Below are 17,340 nucleotides of genomic sequence, written 5' to 3' on the forward strand. Positions count from 1 at the left end.
TGATCTCGTCTACAAATACAGCTTAACCCTTAAGGATGAGAGAGCATGGAGAACAAGATTAGAATTTGATGAGAAAACGACAAACCGGTTCGCGCCCCGCTCAATCGTCTTCCTTATCCCACGTAACCGAGCGGATGTCGCCGGAGATGGCGTTGACCTGCACCGTAGCTTCACGGCCGTCTTCCAGATCGATGTCTACCAAGTAATAAGCAATGCCGTCGTCGGTGCTGCGCAGTTCGATGTCATCGACCTCCCCAGGCACCCTCGCCAAAGCTTTGCGTTCGGCTTCCTTTTCGGTCAAAATGTGAGCCGCACTCTCCCCATCCGACTTCCGATCGGACGGCTGCAGTTTTTTCGAGGACAGCACCTTCCCTTCATAAGGGTCGATCGTCAATTCCGCACGACTGTTGTCTGCCGCTTGGACCACGGCCGTGTATACGGGGCTGCCATCCTTCTCGATCAGTTCCAGCGATTCCACTTGTCCCACGGTCTGATTCGATAGCTCCGTTTTGACCTGCTCCCGGCTTAACAGAGGTTTCTCCTCCGATCGCTCGCCGGCTTCCAATCGTTTGATGGCTTGCACGGTTCCCGTTACCGCATCCAGCTGAATGTCATACAGTCCCGTTTCGGAGCGAAGCTGTATCATATAGGTACGGTCTTTCAGCGTGGAGCTGACGATTTCCCCGGGGTACTGCTTCAGTACCGATTGCGCAGCTGCCTCGGCGGTCAACGTTGCCCGTCCGGATTCCCAAGGTCGCCACCACACAGCCGTCCATACAACAACTGCCGCCACAACGAGTCTCCCCACGATCCAGCCTAGAGCACGCAGCCCGACAGTGCCCTTACGTCCGCCAACCTGCGGGATCTGATCTTGCTTCTTCATCCGGGAATGCTGTGATAGATAACCGTTATGGCTATTATGATCGTTATGGCTGTTGTGGCTGTTATAGCCGTTATGCCCGTCCTCCATTCCATGTCCTCCTTCCGTGCTCTATGGGTATTATAAAAGGGAAGAATGAGAAATTCATGAGAACGGGACCTCCCGAGCTGCAGCCGGCAAAACGATGGACGCCTCAGTGCCTCGGCCGACACGGCTTGCAAGCTCGATTCGTGCACCTACCGCCTCGGCGATATCTTTCGCCAGCGAAAGGCCCAGCCCTGATCCGCTAATGCCTTCGCTGCGGGTTCTGGACTGTTCGACGCGATAGAAGCGGTCAAATACCTTGTCCAATTCTTCTTCGCGGATGCCGATCCCCCGGTCCACGATTCGGATCACGCAATCCCTTTTGCTTGCTTCGAGCCGGACAGCAATGTCATCCTCGCTATATTTGCGGGCATTATCCAACAGGATGAACAAAAGCTGTTTCAGCTTGCTTTCATCCGTAACTGCCCAGACGTTGTCTGGAGCTTCGCATGTCACTTTACGATGGTATGCCTCCCGAAAAGCCATGGCCGATTCCTGCACCAGTCGGGAAACATTCACCTTGTCCAGCCGCACATTCCACTGTTCGGGCTGCTTGGCCAGCTGCAGCAGTTGTTCGGTCATTTCCCGCATGCGGACCGCTTCCGACAGGATCGCATCTACCGCTTCCTCGAACACCTCCGGCTGCTCTTTGCCTCTCCGCTGCAGCAGGCTGGCATAGCTCTCGATAATGGTAAGCGGGGTCTTCAACTCATGCGATGCATCGGAAACGAACCGTTCCTGCCGTTCAAAGTTCGATTCCAGCAAATCCATCATTCGGTTGAACGTCTGGCCCATCGTGTTCAGTTCATCCTTTGAACCCGCTCCCAGCACCAGGCGTTTAAACTGGCCGCTCGACTGAATGTCGCTCATGGTGTTCGTCATCTGTTGAATCGGCCGGGTCATTCGGTTGGCCAGAATCCGGCTGGCTGCGATGGCCGGGATCAACGCCACAACCGTGACGACGATCAGTACCGTGCGCAGCACTGCAAGGCGACTCTCCGTATCCGCAATGCTCTCGGTAACCTGCACGTTGACCACTTTGCCGTCCGGCCAAATCAAGGGCACGGACACCCACACGTAACCGGTCTGGTCGACGCGGATATATTCGGATTTTTTGGCGCTTTCGTATTTGTAGGGCTGCTTGCTCAGCTCCTCCTCGTTAAACGTCGTAACCGGTGGAGAACTGGTGCCGTCCTCGTTCACGATTCGCAGCATGCCGTTCAGCGGCGCATAAGCCCGAAGCAGATCGTCCGGCGGAATCGCATCCGCCGACTGGCGAACCCCCGACACAATCGATTCGGCCTCGGCCTCGATTCGTTTGATTTCATTATCCATGGACATCCATTCAAACACATAATAGATCGACAAATTCGCGGCGATTAGCAGCACGGCGAACAGGACGGAAGAGTACCCGTATATTTTGCTGCGCAGGCTCATATCGTTTCCTTGAGCACGTAACCCACGCCACGCACGGTATGGATCAAAGGCTGCGCGAAGCCGTTATCCACCTTTTTGCGCACATAGCGGATATAGACATCCACCACGTTGGTATCGCCGTAATAGTCAAACCCCCAAACGGACTGTACGATCTGGTCGCGCGTCAGCACCTGGCGCTGGTTGCGCAGCAAATATACGAGCAGGTCGAACTCCCGCGGCGTCAATTCGATCGGCTTGCCGTTACGCAGCACTTCACGGGTTCCTTCGTTCAGCTTCAGGTCTGCCGCAGATAACCATCCGCTCTCCGGCTCCGCCATTCCGGCATCTGACACCTGACCGCCGTTTCCCCCCTCATTCGGTCCGCCCATCGAAGAAACCGCCGCCGATGCCGCCGCGGCGCTTAACCTCAATGCTGCACGTACTCTCGCAAGCAATTCCTCAATACGGAACGGCTTCGTAATATAATCGTTGGCCCCCAGGTCAAGGCCCGAAACCTTGTCTTCCACCGAATCCTTGGCGGTCAGCAGCAAGATTGGAATCGATGCATCCTTTGCCCGGATGCGCCGCAAAACCTCGATGCCGCTCAAACCAGGCAGCATAATGTCCAGCAGAATCAAATCCCACTGACCGCCTGCATATTTCTCCAACCCTTCCGTTCCGCTGCCAGCCTTTCCTACGCGGTATCCCTCATATTGCAGCTCAATTTCCAGCAGGCGCGCAATTTTCGGCTCGTCTTCAATGACCAGCACGGCTTCATCCATACAGCTTTCCCCCTTAATCCACTTTCCAGCTCCCATATCCGATATGCGTGCTACAGCTTGCCCAATGCATCCTCAATGGCATCGTTTCCGGCCACAAGATCGAATGCCCTGCGATACGTCTTCTCTTCCTGCAAAGATGCCGCGATAACGCGGGCAACATCCTCGCGCGGGATGCTTCCCGGCTTCAAGTCCGTGCCAACGGCCACTTTGCCGGTGCCCGGCTCATTCTTTAATCCGCCCGGGCGAATGATCGTGTAGTTTAGTTCACTGTCCAACAACGCCCGATCCGCATAGTGCTTTGCCACATAATAGGGCTTGATGGCCTGGGACCATTTTTCCCGCTGATCCGCGCCAAATGCGCTGACCATAATATATCGTTTGATTCCGCGTTCTTTCGCCGCTTCCATCGTTTTCACCGCTCCGTCCAGGTCGATCAGCAGCGTTTTGTCCGCTCCCGTGGAACCGCCAGAACCTGCCGTAAATACGACTGCATCGTGATCCTTCATCGCTTCGGCAAGCTCTTCCACGCTCCCCTCCAAATCGCCAATGACGACATGGGCGCCAAGCTGTTTCAACGATTCCGCTTGTTCAGCTTTTCGAACCATGGCGGTAACCCGGTGTGCTGCTTCTTTGGCCAGCAGTTCTACCAGCAGTTTTCCGATCTGTCCGTTTGCTCCGATAACGAATATGTTCATCATAATACGCTCCTTCCGGTTATGGTGATATACGCCTTAATATACCATAACCAACCGTGGCTTTTATAACCGCTGAACAGCGCCCACTTTCTACTTGAACCAACGACGAAATAATCAAAAAGGCGCTCCCGAGGAGAGCGCCCTGTTGCATTGCTACGGTTATTAGTACGCCAGTGCGAACAAACCGTGAATATGGGACAAGTAACGGATGTTACTTGCTTCTTTCATCATTGTTGCAGGCAGGCCTTTCAGGCGAGTCTGGTTGCCGCCGATCATGCCGACAGCGTCTTTGCGACCCAAGCTTCCCAGTGTTCCGGAGAATACCGGCGTGAAGCTTTCCATTGCGCCACCTTTGAACATTACGCCCAGGTTGTGACCGATGGTTTCACCCATTTGCCAAGCCAGTTGTGCTGTTGGAGGGTAAGGACGAGCACCTTCGCTAGGGAAGACCACTGCGCTGTCGCCGGCAACAAACACGTCTTTGTGGGATGTGGATTGCAGAACTTCCGTAACTTTCGCACGGCCGCGATCCACTTCGATTCCGCTGTTGGCAACAACTGCATTACCTTGGACTCCGCCTGTCCATACAAGCGTATTCGTAGGAATGGAGCTGCCGTCTTTCAGCATTACTTCGTTTTCTTTCATTTCGGTGATCGCAACGCCGATAATGAAGTTTACGCCGCGTTTTTCCAAGCTTGTTTTTGCACGCTCAACCAGCTCTGGCGGGAACCCTGCCAGAATGGAAGGACCTGCTTCGACCGTGTAGAGGGAGATATCTTTGAAATCGATACCTTTCTCTTGGCATACGCCTGGCAGAAGGTCAGCGAATTCGCCGACAAGCTCGATACCCGTCAAGCCGCCGCCACCGATAACAAACGTAGCGTCTGCTTTGTTGCCGGATTGTTTGTAAGCATCCAGACGCGCTTCAACGTGTGCACGGATGCGGTTTGCGTCGTCAACGGATTTGAGCGTGAAGCTGTGCTCTTGCAATCCAGGAATTCCGAAGAATGCCGTTTCGCTGCCCAGGGCAACGACGAGTGCATCGTAAGAGTATGTGGAACCGCTAGCCATCAGCACTTTTTTCTCGTCAGGTTTGATGCTGTCCACCGTATCGATTTTCAGGTTCACGTCCTTGCCGCGCAGCAATTTCTCCAATGGAAGGGCAACCGCCTTTTCGGCGATGCTTCCGGCCGCAAGACGGTGCAGCTCCGTAATGATTTGGTGCGTAGGGAAACGGTTAACGACCGTAATAGTCGCTTCTTCCGGGGTCAAGTATTTGCGCGCAGTCAGCGCAGTCAACAAACCGCCGTAGCCGCCGCCCAAGATCAAGATTTGCTTCGACATATCCATCCTCCGTTCTTTCTAATCTTAACGCTGTTGTTGACGCTCGTTCAGAACACTCAGGAAAGCTTGAGCGAAACGAAGCGATTTTTGTACGTTTGGATCTTTCAGCATTTTAAGCATACCGAACAGACCGACCGTCGATTGGTCGACTTGTGCACGATCTCCTGCTTCGATGGCAGCGGAAGCTACACCTTTTGCAGTGTTCACTACAGGTTTGGCAAATTCGCCCATCGCGCTCATCGTATCGCTGATCAGAACTTTGTCCGTGGCGATGCTTTGTGCGAAATCGTAAGCTTTGGTCATTACCGTAACCATTTCAGCCAGTTTAGGCAGGTTCTCTACCAGTACGGTAAGGGACTCCTGTACCTCAGGCTTCATCAGTTGATCCAGCACGTCCAGGGACTGTTGCTGGTCGGCGCCTTCTGTTACCGGCACCTCTTGTTGAGTAGGCGATTGTGACATAAGAGAAAGTCCTCCTTTACTTTGGGATAGAAGTCCGCGACTTTCATGATGCCTGTCAATCAGAGCCGAACCAGGAATACAAACGATACAATACCAATGTACCAAATTTCACACAATAGAAAGAGCGCAGCCCTTTGGCCACTCTCACATTATGCATTGTATTTAGGTCAGCATTTTGCATCCTTTCTCTCCAAACGTGGATGGACGCAAAATACATAGGTCTATTGCGGACAACAAGTGTTGACACACAAAACGACAAGCAGGCCGAAATCGAACTCTATATCCTTATATTACACCTCTTGCACATGAACATGAAAAAGAAATTTTTTACACTTGTGAAGATATTGTGAACATTGTAACAAATCCGATTTTTTTGTCAAGTATTGCGGCTCGCCGGGCGGTCCATTTACTTCCATATGCTGCCTTTCACCCTACCATATATGGTATTAGGACAAGCTCCTATATGACCATATGTACGAAGCATCACACCGGTCACGATTTTTTTTAGGCTGATAAGAAGCCCTTCTTCCAAAATCATGGTTTTTCATGCAACGAAATGCGTCACTGTGGTTATTATGCAGCGCGCCTTGCCCGCTTATTCTTCGAAGTTTCCAACAACGTCTCTCCAGGCAGAAATAAGGAATGCACGGCGTGCAATCCTTATGCCAATGACATGAATAATCAAGGTTCCTGCCTCTCATTTTCCCCCAAGCAGCTTTCGAGGTCCCTGCGTCAGCTGTTTCGCCCGCCATTCCGCCAGCATGTTCTCCAATACAGCGATGGCGGACCTTTCAAGCGCCTCAACCTGGTCAAGCAGCCTCATCGCCTGATTCGCGTTCATTTCGTCATTCGGGCGTCCGCCCTCAGGAAAAGGAAACAGGCTTGCAAGCCCATCCAGCCTGTCGGTCATCGTGCGGTAGATTCCCTCTGCATCCAGGCAGAGGGCACTGAAGTCGGCATATTCTGGTTCACTCGCCCACTTTTCGGATAGCGTTTTGAGATATTCAGCCGCATAATACCGCGCATCCTGCAGAACGGCCAGATTATAGGCATTGCCATTGGGTTCGATCCGCCCGCAGCGAAAAGCGTTCCGCCAGGCTTCATAAGCCTCCAGACCGCTAACCGTATCCTGCAAAGCATAAGGGTCCTCTCCGCGGTAGTGAGCCAATGCAGCTTCCAGGGCCCCGCCTACGTCCAAAATTCCATTCGAGCCCGCGGCATCGGCCGCCAGCACGAAAATTTCCTGGTTCAATCCACGCCCCAAATGGTCGACCGGATAAATGCCAGCACGAATGTAATCCGCGCCATATAAAGTATGATTTGAACTGTCATATCCGTAGATGAGCCCGAACTCCGGAATATTCAAATCCCAGACAACGGCTGGAACACCGCGGTCAATCGAGTAGTGGATCAAGGAAACGGCACTGGCCAACCGCTGGTCCAGGGGCCTTTTTTCCTTCGCTTTGCCTTCGCGCAGCGCCGGATCAAGCAGGTTGGCATTGAGTCCCGCTCCGGTTCCCACCCCCTCGACGGAATGTGAAGGAAACCCCATGAAGCGTAAGGCTCGCGATAGCACTTCTTTGAAATTATATGCGGTTGGACCGGCGATATGGATATCCTGCGGGAAAAGTGTCAATCGAAACGCCAGTCCGCTCATCCCCATCACCATGGGCAAGGACAAGGCTGAGCCGGTGTACAGCAGCATTTCATGCAGCGTTTCAGCGGCTGAGCTCCAGGATTGCGGGCTGCGAAAGAACCCAGGCTCACGCAAAATGACCTGTTTGCTGCCATAAGGCGCCCGTTCGGCCAGTACATCGTTTAACGAAAGACGGATATGGCGCTGAGCCAGCTTTTTGCGCCCCCGGGACAACAGCTGATACGTGTTGGCGAGAGTGAGGTCCAACGCGGCAGCAATCTCTTGCGGTGAACGCTCCTCCATAAGATAAGCATGCATGACGCCGCGTTCCTTGCCGCTCAGTCCATGAAGCAGTTCGTGAAACCGTCTGAGCTGCTCGCGCTCTGCAAGCCTTTGCTCCGGGTCGGCATCGCCGCTGGTGATGACAAACGAATCGCAATTCGCCCCGTCCCCCCTCCCGTTCCTGTTCCAACAGTGCGGGGGAGCGCCCTCATTGGGCAGGAAGGCCTCCGTTAATGCCGACAAACTGTACTCCTTCTGCCGATCCTGCCGCCGCATCCGGGAGTACGCCTGATTTCGCACGATGCGCTGTACCCAGGCCGAGAACCGTTCCGCATCCTGAAGCTGCTCCAGATAGACAAAAGCCCGAATCAACGACTCCTGCAAAATATCCTCAGCGAGATATGCATCCCTCACCAGGGAACGCGCATAGCCGAATAGCCGGACCCGGTAACGTCGCACCAGCTCTTCGAATGCAGCCGAATCGCCAGATTTCGCCTGCTTGATGAGAACAATATCCTCAAGCACGGATAATTCTGTACACTGCGCATGCGCTTCCCTGTCCAAATGATCCATGGATCGCTTCAGCGTAGATTTGTTCACGTCGATTCTCTCCTTCCCAAGATGCATGTTTCAGACTGGATACAGCAAGGCTACAGCTGAAGCAGAGCCTCTTCGATGGCAGCCTCCGTCTCGGCCAGTGCTTCCATCGCATCTGCCGCCGCTTGCCAGTGACGGGCAGCAAGGCGGGATTGACACTCGCCAAACTGTCGGGATTGTTTGTACTTCAAGCCCGATAGCTGACCATGATTATTTTTGAAAAACGAGCCGTAATCATGGGCGCGCCGCGCACCGACAGGCAGGGCAAAATATACGTAATGACTCCATTCGTCCATATCAATCGCGCCATCACGGATCTGGTTTGCCTTATGCAGTATTGCCTGTTTTCCTGTCCGCCCGGATTCCGCGGCCTTGGTCTGATACTGATTTTGCATCGTTTCCCTGAACCAGCTCAGCACGCGCTGATGCAGTTCCTTGACGTCAAGTTGCTCAACCCGCTCAGGGCCTGACCAAAAACGATAGGCACCCGGACTCCAAGGAAATACGCCTCCCTTCCATGCCTCGTTCAGCTGTTCCAGTGTCAGGCAGACATAAGGAAAGCCTGCGGGGTCATGGAGCCAGACTTCATGCTCTCGTATCTCCAGCGCCAGCACATAATGGTCGCACCCGCCAAGATTGTTATGGTTCGGGTTATACACCAGTTTGCCCATATCCAGAGGCCCAAGCATAACCGGGCCTTGATCCAGCGCCTCCCTTAGCTCATACAGAGGTAGTGCAGTGCCCTCCTCCTGTACCCGATGCTGCACGCGGAAGCCCAGCAGTTCCATCGCCCTCGTGATGCCCGAATCCGGAGTTTCGGAGCAATTGTCAAAAAAGAGCAATCCACTGGGTATCAGATGCGCTCCCAGCGAGAAACCACTGACCACTTCGAGCAGTCCCGGCTCAATGGTCTCTCCCTTGGCCGCCAGCATCATGGCTGCCGAGTTGGCGTAGCAGTACGCTCCATTTCCGATATATGCATTCATATCATACCATCCTCCCTTGAAGTTGAAGAAGCACCGCCATTCAGTGCCTATACTTGATTGACTCCGGAAGGGATCGATTTCTGACAGCTTTCTCAACAAAAAGGCGTACGAAGTGAAGAAAGGTTTCCACGCTCGGCGTTTAAAACATGCGCATCCCGGTTAATAAAGGACTACACTTCCGATGAAGGAGATGATCGACATGAGCAATTCGGCTAGCGACAAGATCAAGGCAGGCGTGAACAAAGCCAAGGGCGAGATCAAGGACCAGGTCGGCAATGCAACGAATGACAAATCCCTTCAGGCAGAAGGCAAGATGGACAAAGCCAAAGGGGCGGTCCAAGACAAAATTGCCGATGTAAAAAAACATCACTAACCGTTCGCCAAGAGGGCGATATCTAATCGTTGCGATTCATCCAACAACAGGATGAGGGCATCCCGGTCCGTTACTACATGTTTTTCGTCCGTAAGTACGGTGCGGACACGTTAAAAAGCCAAGGAAGGCGTTCGGATCCATCGACCCTTCCCTGGCTTTTTTGCTTTTGTCAGACGGCAACAACTCCGTATCTCGCCATATCCACAAGAAAATCGCGGTTCTCTCTGGAGCAACCATACTGCTTTGCGAACTGTCGCACCCAATCCTTATGTGTTTCATACCAAACGAACGTCCGCTCAAGACCTTCTTCAAGCATCGTTTGCGGCTCCCAGCCCAGTTCGGCGCGCAGCTTGCCGGAATCGATAACCAGGCTTGACCCTCGGGAATTGGTCGGCTCTTCTTCAGACAGGTTTACCCGTCCTGACGGTTTCAAATTTTGAAGTTCCCGTCCGATCTCTTGCATGGTTGTGCCCACGCCCGAAGAAATATTGTAGACATGGCGCTCCCGCCCATGATGGAGAATCAATTCGATGGCACGCAGCGCATCCTCTATATACAAGAAATCCCGGACGGCAGAACCCTGTATATCCAAAGGAAGGCCGGCGATCATTCTGGCCATGTTGCGGGGCACGACCCGGTCAGGCAATTGCCACGGCCCGTAGAGGTTGGTGAGTCGAAAGACTTTTACGGAAAGCCCGTAACATTGGGCATAGGATTGAGCCAGCATTTCGCAGGCTACCTTGGAGGCGGAATAAGGGGATACCGGCGCATACTCATCCGATTCGCGGTACACCTTCCCATGCTGCCCGCCATACACTTCAACGGAAGAAGCAAGGATAACCGGAATGCGATGATCGGCTGCGTGCTGCAGAACGGACTGAGTGCTTGCCGTATTGTTTTGAAACACTTCAACAGGCCGGTGGTACGAGTAATCGACATGAGGCATTGCCGCAAGATGAATGATGCAATCTGTGTTTTCAGGCCATTTCAAACCGCCGCTTATCAGATTATGAGCGATAAGATGCATCGTTGAGCTGTTCGATCCCATGGAGAATCGCTGGCAATAATCATCGAGATCGATCAAAGTAAGGCCATGTCCCCGCTCCGCCAAATAACGGGCGAGATTGAATCCAACAAATCCGGAAGCACCTGTAATGACAATGTTCACCAGTTCATCCCTCCTAGGCCATCATTGTATGCTTGAATCGTACATGCAATGATTATACCTCAAAACGATACAATTCGTATCGTTTTTTCATGCGTTTTCAGAGTTCTTTGTCCGCAGCGTCGGGAATGGGTAATACTTAGTGAGGTGATGCATAGATGAATTCAAAAGAGGCTGGCGTGGATACCCTGTATTTCAAGGATGACGGGATCATTCCAAACAACCCCATTTTGCCTGTTCTGCTGTACCGGCATGTTTGGGCAGCCCAACCGGTTGAAGCCGAACATCTCCTGAACAGGAACGGTTGGGGAAATAGCTGGACCAACGGCGTATTTGATTTTCACCACTACCATAGCAATACGCACGAAGCGCTTGCGGTCATCCAAGGATCGGCAAAGCTCTTGCTCGGCGGAGAGCACGGGCAGCCCGTTTGGGTTGAAGCAGGGGATGTCATCGTGCTGCCTGCCGGAACAGGCCACAAACGCATGGAAAAAAGCCCTGACTTTCGCATCGTCGGGGCTTATCCGGAAGGAATGAACTACAATCTTAAGACTGGCGAACGATCTGAACGACCAGCGGTGCTGCATGAAATTCGGGAAGTGCCCTTGCCTCTTACCGATCCCGTGTACGGCAGTGGGGGCCCGCTGGTAGAGCATTGGGGCAAATTGCGGGGATAGGGGCCGCAAACAGCCGGCATGGCGCGCGACCTCCATTGTTTAGGGGATATCCCCTCAGGAGGAAATCGACTCGCCTGCCGGCGGATCCAGCTTGCTCATATCCTCGCGTTCGGAAGAACGGGTAAAGTGGCGTTCCAGCTTGCGGCTGGCCCACAGCGAAATCGCAATGAACAGCAGTACGCCCAGCCAGCGCACGGGATGCTCAAGGAACTGTTCCACGTTTGAACCGATATATGTCACGCAGAAGATCATGATCGCTTTCCCCAGCCCGACTGCCACCAAAAAAGAGGCCAGTCTCATTCTTGCGATACCTGCAGCCACATTAATGATGACAAACGGACCCACCGGGAAGATGCTTAGCAAAAACACATATCCCATGGCATTGCGCCGGATCCATACCATGCTTCGCTGTACGCGCGGTTTGTTGGACCAGCGTTCCACGAACCTGGATTTGCCGACTTCCCTGACCAGCAGGAACGTCACCGTGCAGCCCAGCACGATTCCGATCCATGAATACAGGAATCCGGCCCACAATCCGTACACGGCTCCGTTTATCCCCACGATCAGCAAGGTCGGCAACGGCGGCACGAACGACTTCATAAATGTCAGCAAAATGCCCGGCAATGGTCCGAGCGAGCGAAACTTCTCCATCCAGAACCGGATGTTCTCTTCCGTGATGTACGACATGATGTCCAAGGTCGTCAGAGTCATGCTCTCCCTCCATCCGTCAGTATTCAAACCTTTATTCGAAGGCGTTGATTCTCATAAATGCGCTCACCCAAGTATAACGTAGAAGCCAGTCCCGAATGGATGTTAATTTGATGAAATTTTAGCTTCTCGGCGTGTTTACGCCCGGCATTAGCGAACCGTTTTTTTATGTACTTGCTGTTTAGACAAAAAAAGAGCCTAATGGCCCTTTTCTCATTCCATGATCACATTCATTTCTTCCTCTATCGTGTTCATCTCATCCTGTATCGCGTTCATCTCTTCCTGATGGGCTGCATTCCATTCGGGTATGCCGGAGCGCATGAACTCGTCCGCATCCATCGCCGCCTTGGACTGGTTGCACAGATTGCAGGCGCACACGCAGTTCATCGGCGTGGTATGACCGCCCTTGGCCCGAGGGAGAAGGTGATCGATCGTGTCTCCATAGGAACCACAGAAATAACAGGTATATCTGTCACGATTCAGAATATATCGCTTGAAGTCCTTGTTGCTGAACAATCGGCGAATCGTATATCGATTGACAACGACGGCGGCCTTCTCCTTCACGAGCGTTACCGCAAGCTCCATCTCGACTTCCTGATGCCAGCGCCGCCCCTTGTCCGTCTTGCCGCGCATGCGTACCAAACCCTGCCTGTTCGTACGCAAAAACGAAGGGTCTTCCGGGTCCAATACCGAAGGTTTCGCCGCAGCATGGCGACGCGGGCGACCATCCGCGACGGCACTTCGGTTGCGATTGGCATGGGCAGCTGCCGGACGTTTGCCGTCACTCGCGGCAGCCTCTCCATCTGCTGATTCCTTTCGTGCGGGGGATGCTTCTTGACGCCCGCTCTCCGCCCGGACCAACGGGCGTGTGCCTGCCTCATCCCCTGCAGACTGTTCGGCTATCGCCTGCAGTTCCGGACGTTTGCTTTTGCGTTTGCGCCTTCTCCGCTTTCGTTTGACGGTTGCGGAATCAGCAGCAACAGCAGCTGCAGGTATGCTTGCCGTCCCGGAATCGGGTTCGGTTGCGAGACCTTCCGTGATAACCGGCGATCGTGCAGGCTTCGGAGATGCAGCTGTTGCACTGTCGAAAGCTGCGGTTTTGGCACGTTTTTTTCGCGGTTTGCCGATGCCGGACGCGCCCGATAAATCCTTGGTCTCAGATGAAGCTCGCCCTTCGTCTCGAGCCTGAAGCGCTGCGGCATCCACACTTCTCTGCCCTGACCATGCCGGTCCGCTTGCCAGCCCGGCCATCGGCTCACCCTTATTCGCGCCAAGTTGGCGACAATTGCGGCAGGCCCCGCGTCTGGAGCCGGCACCAGCCCTTTTTCCGGTTCTGCGCCGAAAAGCGGACAACGGGTAGGTATGTCCGCAATATGTACATGTTTTGGTCTGTCTGGCCTCATGTTCTGTCATGCTGATCCGGAAAGGGGCTGTGCCCATCTCCATGATGTCACCTCGATTCCGTATGAATCCGGTTTCTTTCCATTGTATCACATCCGATAAGAAAACCTCTAACGGAGGCATTCAGGGAGTCAGACTGCTTTTCGAAGACGGATCGGATTAAGATTGCATCGTTAAGCCCTGCCGAACGGTCTAATTCCGGCAATCCTTATACCAGCACTCCTGTGCGATTTCCGGACCGTTCTCCGTTCCGTTTCCCTGCGCTCGTCCGCATTCGCGCAATATATGTTCCACATACTCAAGTATATCTTCGACTGCTTTTCCGCATTGTTCGCATGTCTTCATTCGAATCACCTTATTTCCAAAATTGGTTTCATGTCCACACCCTTCTTACCCATTATACACCAGAACGAAACACCTGTTCTCATTTTTTCAAAAAAGGCTGTAAAAAGCGTAAACAAAAAAACCGTATCCCTAACCCTAAGGTCGACAAGGATACGGTTTATTATTCCATGCAGGATAGACGTTAACGAACGTCCACCTGTCCCGGATTGCTTTGAGGTACCAAACGCGGTTTGGGCTTCGGCAGATTTCCGAAAATGACCCAAGCGAACGGGATGAACCTCGCTGTCAGGGCTACCACGATCCACGAGGCAACGAGTGCGATGCCGAAACCTCCCGCATACCACAGATGCACCAGCCAAGATGTTCCCGTTTGCGGCGGAAACTCGCGATAGACCAGCAGGAAGAATGGATGAATCAGGTAGATGCCGAACGACAAAGCCCCAAGCGAGCTCAGCGGCTTCACGAGGAATTTCGGACCCTTGCGGTACAGCAGGTAAGAAATCTGGATGAGCACCAGCGCGCAGGCAAAGGTGTGTACATTCCACAACAGCTCATAATACAGCGTATTGTACGTAGCTATTTTCATGCGAAGCAGATAGTAGATGTATACATGGCCGAGACCTGCCCCGATCCATACAATCCATAAGGCAATCCATGAAGCTACGCGGCCTGTGGTCGCATTTTCGCGGCTAACGATAAACCACTGCTTGATCTTCGGAAAATACACCCCGATGAATGCTCCTAGCATGAAGTAGGAGAAGTAAGAGAATGCCCAGCTTCCTTTGTTCGGTACCTGGAATCCGTATTTGTTGCTTACGATGAAGGCCCATTGAATAAGCAGCCCGATCGGCACGGACCATTTAACGACGGCAGGATATTTCTTGAGCAGCCATAATACCAACGGAAAGAGCAGGTAAAACTGCATGTTGATAAACACGAAGTACAAGTGCGTGTAAGCTTTGCCCGTAAACAACTTGCTGATGAAGCTGATGGCCGATTCCCCGAACGGACGCCCCTGATAATGCGTAACGTGAAGAATCACGAAGTAGAACAGGGAGAACAGGAAATAAGGCAGCAAGATATACACGAACCGTTTCTTGTAGAAGTTGCCGATCAACTTCTTGTCGAGCGGACGGGAATAATAGTTATAGAACAGCACAAAGCTGCTCAGAAAAATAAAAGAAGGCGTACCATACTTCATGAAAATGTTAATGAAATTGTACAACCAGTAGTATCCCGATTCCGTCATGTCAACAGTGGCATATGAAGTCGAGTGCACGCACAGAACGCCGATAATGGCCATGGCGCGGACCAGATTCAACTCCGGTATTCGTTCTCTTTTGATCGTTTCTGTCATGTTTTGCGTTTCTCCTTAATTATTTCGTCAATAACGTATTGCGATAATCTCAATCTCTATTAAAAAGCATATAGCTTAATAAGGGTAGTCCAACTTCTTAAAAATTCCTGAATTTTCAACTTTTTTTGCCATCATAAAATTTCACCAAATGCAAAAAAGACCGCAACGACGCGGTCTGTAGGAATAAAGCGGAATCAACCTGTATGCCAAAAAAATTATTGGCTGACGGGGATGAATATGGAAAACTCAGGTTCAGGATCGTACGGGTCCTGATCCATCGGGTACACCTCATAATGGGTAAACGGCTCGTTCAACGCTTTGAAGCCTTGTTGCTCGATCCAGGCATAAATATGGTTGTAGGATGCCTCGATGCTCTGTCCTTTGACATGACTGCATGTGGCATAGGTCTGTGCAGGTACATCCATGCGCAGCATGCCTTCGGGAACCGAAGCCTCTTGTTCCGCTTCAACCTCGACAGCGACAAGATGCGAAAAATGAGTTTCCTTCATATGATAGGACAGACCTAGCAGTTCCTTTGGATGGAGAACACCTTCAATTTCCGGCAATCGCCGTTTGAATTCCATCTGCACAGCTCGAATGCCACCGGCACCCGCCTCCGCAAATGTTCCCTCCCACTTCAATCCGATGACTACCGCGGCATCCTTATGCAGAAGCATCGCTTCGTTGACCTGATTCATCGTTCTCCTCACCCTTTCAGCGTTTGTTCGTTGTTCACGCATGCTGTCTTTGTTGTCGCTAGCCTGACTCTATTTTATACTAATATAATGACAAATTCTGTCACAATAAAAAACATTTCTTCTTAAGGAGCGACCGGTATCATGACCAAAACGCAGCGCTTGATCGAACTGATGATGCGGGTATATGAGAAACGAACCTTTACCGTGGAAGACATGGCCTCCGAGTTCGGCGTATCCTATCGGACCATGCTGCGGTATTTGCACGAGCTCAGCGGCATGGGGGTACCTTTGTATGCAGAGGCCGGCAGGGCCGGAGGGTATTCCTTGCTGCCCTCTGCTGCACGAAAAGGAATCATGACCGATTCCATACAGCCGGCCGCCGATCCATTCCGGCGCGTATTACGTCCCGAGATCCACATTGTCGGCATCGAGTTCCAAGCCCCCTTCACAGCCGTGTATATGGCCAAGGTCATGATCCCCAGGTTATGGTCGGAACTGGAGCGCAGGCGGCATGAAATCGTTCGTCAAAAGCAAGCAGGGAACAGTACGGGCGTTACGCTGAGCCGTTCAAAGATATATCGTTACGTGGCCGGGGTGGAGGTGTCGCACCTTCACGAAATACCGCAGGGTATGGTCGGCTTGACCCTTCCTGCGTGCGAATATGCCGTTTACACCCACCAGGGCGGCTCCGACCGGGCTGAAACCGATCAAACCTTCTTATGGTTGGCAGAAAAGCTGAGGCAACGCGGGTTGGAGCCGAACATGACAGCTTACTCGTTGGAATCAAGGCATTCCGGCGATGCGCAGTCCATGGACATTTACATCCCCTTACTCGATAACGCTGCAGAAGGCGTAAGCCCATAATCCGTTCATAAACCTCGTTAGCTCCCTGCCGCGAAGTCTAAGGTTCTTATAAAATACAAAAACCACAGGATTCTCCCGGCATTCCGTCGGAGCATCGCTGCGGCTTTTGACATGCTATCGTTCTAATCGGAATCAGGCGTGGCCTTCCACGACCCGACCGAGCTTCTGTACAATTCCAGTCCAGCCCTGAGACATTTTCTCTCGTACGATGGCGTGAGCCTGCCCAAACTCGGTCAGCTTGTCCGCATCCCAGCCGTCGTGAATCAACGTGAAGTCCGTGTTCTCCCCATGCGCTTCAAGTTCGAAGGTCAGCGTCCAATCTTTCCCCCAACGAAAAGAGAGCTTATGCAGCGGCTGCACTTCGGTGACCTCGCAAGGGGATTGGCCAAATGGTCCTGCCTCCAAAATGAACTTGTGGCCCACCACAGGCTCCAAGTTGCTGGGCATGAACCAGGAAGCCATGCCTTCGGACGTGGACACGATATTCCATACCTTCTCCGCAGGGGCCTGCAGCGTGAGTTGTTGCCGGATTGCCGGCAATGCACTTGATGATTCCATATCTTCGCCTCCTTGGCAAGGTTATTGTTC

16 protein-coding genes and 2 pseudogenes are annotated in these 17,340 nt (G+C 52.6%); 4 read left to right on the top strand and 14 right to left on the bottom strand.

What is annotated here, in order from left to right; translation table 11 throughout:
• Positions 1 to 100 precede the first annotated feature (100 nt).
• From MKY59_RS29800 to MKY59_RS29835, 8 genes are all read right to left on the bottom strand, one after another.
• Entirely contained in the window at positions 101 to 970 is an 870-nt protein-coding gene (locus MKY59_RS29800; protein WP_339275181.1) for a PepSY domain-containing protein, read from the bottom strand.
• Positions 971 to 1,024: 54 nt separating this feature from the next.
• The gene (locus MKY59_RS29805) at positions 1,025 to 2,401 is read right to left on the bottom strand and encodes a HAMP domain-containing sensor histidine kinase (protein ID WP_236413359.1); all 1,377 of its coding nucleotides are present in this window, start codon (positions 2,399 to 2,401) and stop codon (positions 1,025 to 1,027) included.
• Positions 2,398 to 3,162, bottom strand: a complete 765-nt coding sequence (locus MKY59_RS29810; protein ID WP_339275182.1) for a response regulator transcription factor — start codon at positions 3,160 to 3,162, stop codon at positions 2,398 to 2,400. Before MKY59_RS29810 ends, MKY59_RS29805 begins: the two co-directional genes overlap by 4 nt.
• 50 nt (positions 3,163 to 3,212) lie before the next feature.
• Positions 3,213 to 3,857: an SDR family oxidoreductase gene (locus MKY59_RS29815; protein ID WP_339275184.1), complete on the bottom strand. Its 645-nt coding sequence runs from the start codon at positions 3,855 to 3,857 to the stop codon at positions 3,213 to 3,215.
• Positions 3,858 to 4,019: 162 nt separating this feature from the next.
• The gene (locus MKY59_RS29820; protein ID WP_236413361.1) at positions 4,020 to 5,201 is read right to left on the bottom strand and encodes an NAD(P)/FAD-dependent oxidoreductase; all 1,182 of its coding nucleotides are present in this window, start codon (positions 5,199 to 5,201) and stop codon (positions 4,020 to 4,022) included.
• A gap of 24 nt (positions 5,202 to 5,225) precedes the next feature.
• A complete protein-coding gene (locus MKY59_RS29825; RefSeq protein WP_236413362.1) occupies positions 5,226 to 5,663 on the bottom strand; it encodes a DUF1641 domain-containing protein in 438 nt (145 codons plus the stop codon).
• Positions 5,664 to 6,360: 697 nt separating this feature from the next.
• Positions 6,361 to 8,181 (bottom strand): RNA polymerase sigma factor, encoded by a 1,821-nt coding sequence (locus tag MKY59_RS29830; protein WP_339275186.1) that lies wholly within the window; start codon positions 8,179 to 8,181, stop codon positions 6,361 to 6,363.
• Between the two features lie 50 nt (positions 8,182 to 8,231).
• Positions 8,232 to 9,164: a hypothetical protein gene (locus tag MKY59_RS29835; RefSeq protein WP_339275187.1), complete on the bottom strand. Its 933-nt coding sequence runs from the start codon at positions 9,162 to 9,164 to the stop codon at positions 8,232 to 8,234.
• 199 nt (positions 9,165 to 9,363) lie between these two features.
• Here MKY59_RS29835 and MKY59_RS29840 point away from each other — a divergent pair, with 199 nt between their 5' ends.
• Positions 9,364 to 9,537 (top strand): CsbD family protein, encoded by a 174-nt coding sequence (locus MKY59_RS29840; protein ID WP_339275189.1) that lies wholly within the window; start codon positions 9,364 to 9,366, stop codon positions 9,535 to 9,537.
• A 169-nt stretch (positions 9,538 to 9,706) separates the two neighbouring features.
• On the opposite strand, the gene MKY59_RS29845 is transcribed toward MKY59_RS29840, so the two are convergent.
• Entirely contained in the window at positions 9,707 to 10,705 is a 999-nt protein-coding gene (locus MKY59_RS29845; protein WP_339275190.1) for an NAD-dependent epimerase/dehydratase family protein, read from the bottom strand.
• Positions 10,706 to 10,860: 155 nt separating this feature from the next.
• Here MKY59_RS29845 and MKY59_RS29850 point away from each other — a divergent pair, with 155 nt between their 5' ends.
• A complete protein-coding gene (locus MKY59_RS29850) occupies positions 10,861 to 11,379 on the top strand; it encodes a cupin domain-containing protein (RefSeq protein WP_236413369.1) in 519 nt (172 codons plus the stop codon).
• 54 nt (positions 11,380 to 11,433) lie between these two features.
• On the opposite strand, the gene MKY59_RS29855 is transcribed toward MKY59_RS29850, so the two are convergent.
• The 4 genes and pseudogenes from MKY59_RS29855 to MKY59_RS29870 form a co-directional block, all read right to left on the bottom strand.
• On the bottom strand, positions 11,434 to 12,090 hold the full coding sequence (locus tag MKY59_RS29855) for a TVP38/TMEM64 family protein (RefSeq protein WP_339275193.1): 657 nt from the start codon (positions 12,088 to 12,090) through the stop codon (positions 11,434 to 11,436).
• A gap of 210 nt (positions 12,091 to 12,300) precedes the next feature.
• Positions 12,301 to 12,750, bottom strand: a pseudogene (locus MKY59_RS29860) (HNH endonuclease); the annotation flags it as partial.
• 1,264 nt (positions 12,751 to 14,014) lie between these two features.
• The gene (locus MKY59_RS29865; protein ID WP_236413371.1) at positions 14,015 to 15,190 is read right to left on the bottom strand and encodes an acyltransferase; all 1,176 of its coding nucleotides are present in this window, start codon (positions 15,188 to 15,190) and stop codon (positions 14,015 to 14,017) included.
• Between the two features lie 215 nt (positions 15,191 to 15,405).
• Positions 15,406 to 15,888 carry a GyrI-like domain-containing protein gene (locus MKY59_RS29870; RefSeq protein ID WP_339275195.1) on the bottom strand — a complete coding sequence of 161 codons (483 nt, stop codon included), beginning with the start codon at positions 15,886 to 15,888 and terminating at the stop codon, positions 15,406 to 15,408.
• 141 nt (positions 15,889 to 16,029) lie between these two features.
• On the opposite strand from MKY59_RS29870, the pseudogene MKY59_RS29875 reads away from it, so the two are divergent.
• Together MKY59_RS29875 and MKY59_RS29880 are read left to right on the top strand one after the other, a co-directional pair.
• Positions 16,030 to 16,218: pseudogene (locus tag MKY59_RS29875) on the top strand (HTH domain-containing protein); the annotation flags it as partial.
• A 24-nt stretch (positions 16,219 to 16,242) separates the two neighbouring features.
• Positions 16,243 to 16,752 carry a GyrI-like domain-containing protein gene (locus tag MKY59_RS29880; RefSeq protein ID WP_290371424.1) on the top strand — a complete coding sequence of 170 codons (510 nt, stop codon included), beginning with the start codon at positions 16,243 to 16,245 and terminating at the stop codon, positions 16,750 to 16,752.
• 132 nt (positions 16,753 to 16,884) lie between these two features.
• Here MKY59_RS29880 and MKY59_RS29885 read toward each other — a convergent pair whose 3' ends face one another.
• Entirely contained in the window at positions 16,885 to 17,310 is a 426-nt protein-coding gene (locus MKY59_RS29885) for an SRPBCC domain-containing protein (protein ID WP_339275196.1), read from the bottom strand.
• Positions 17,311 to 17,340 lie beyond the last annotated feature (30 nt).

This window comes from Paenibacillus sp. FSL W8-0426 (assembly GCF_037969725.1).
Classification (GTDB): domain Bacteria; phylum Bacillota; class Bacilli; order Paenibacillales; family Paenibacillaceae; genus Paenibacillus; species Paenibacillus hubeiensis.

Excerpts from the sequence above, each read along its gene's own strand:
- MKY59_RS29835 (WP_339275187.1), bottom strand. The coding sequence starts at position 9,164 with ATGAATGCATATATCGGAAATGGAGCGTACTGCTACGCCAACTCGGCA.
- MKY59_RS29885 (WP_339275196.1), bottom strand. The coding sequence starts at position 17,310 with ATGGAATCATCAAGTGCATTGCCGGCAATCCGGCAACAACTCACGCTG.
- MKY59_RS29825 (WP_236413362.1), bottom strand. The coding sequence starts at position 5,663 with ATGTCACAATCGCCTACTCAACAAGAGGTGCCGGTAACAGAAGGCGCC.
- MKY59_RS29850 (WP_236413369.1), top strand. The coding sequence starts at position 10,861 with ATGAATTCAAAAGAGGCTGGCGTGGATACCCTGTATTTCAAGGATGAC.
- MKY59_RS29810 (WP_339275182.1), bottom strand. The coding sequence starts at position 3,162 with ATGGATGAAGCCGTGCTGGTCATTGAAGACGAGCCGAAAATTGCGCGC.
- MKY59_RS29855 (WP_339275193.1), bottom strand. The coding sequence starts at position 12,090 with ATGACTCTGACGACCTTGGACATCATGTCGTACATCACGGAAGAGAAC.
- MKY59_RS29840 (WP_339275189.1), top strand. The coding sequence starts at position 9,364 with ATGAGCAATTCGGCTAGCGACAAGATCAAGGCAGGCGTGAACAAAGCC.
- MKY59_RS29865 (WP_236413371.1), bottom strand. The coding sequence starts at position 15,190 with ATGACAGAAACGATCAAAAGAGAACGAATACCGGAGTTGAATCTGGTC.
- MKY59_RS29815 (WP_339275184.1), bottom strand. The coding sequence starts at position 3,857 with ATGAACATATTCGTTATCGGAGCAAACGGACAGATCGGAAAACTGCTG.
- MKY59_RS29820 (WP_236413361.1), bottom strand. The coding sequence starts at position 5,201 with ATGTCGAAGCAAATCTTGATCTTGGGCGGCGGCTACGGCGGTTTGTTG.
- MKY59_RS29800 (WP_339275181.1), bottom strand. The coding sequence starts at position 970 with ATGGAGGACGGGCATAACGGCTATAACAGCCACAACAGCCATAACGAT.
- MKY59_RS29870 (WP_339275195.1), bottom strand. The coding sequence starts at position 15,888 with ATGAATCAGGTCAACGAAGCGATGCTTCTGCATAAGGATGCCGCGGTA.
- MKY59_RS29805 (WP_236413359.1), bottom strand. The coding sequence starts at position 2,401 with ATGAGCCTGCGCAGCAAAATATACGGGTACTCTTCCGTCCTGTTCGCC.
- MKY59_RS29880 (WP_290371424.1), top strand. The coding sequence starts at position 16,243 with ATGACCGATTCCATACAGCCGGCCGCCGATCCATTCCGGCGCGTATTA.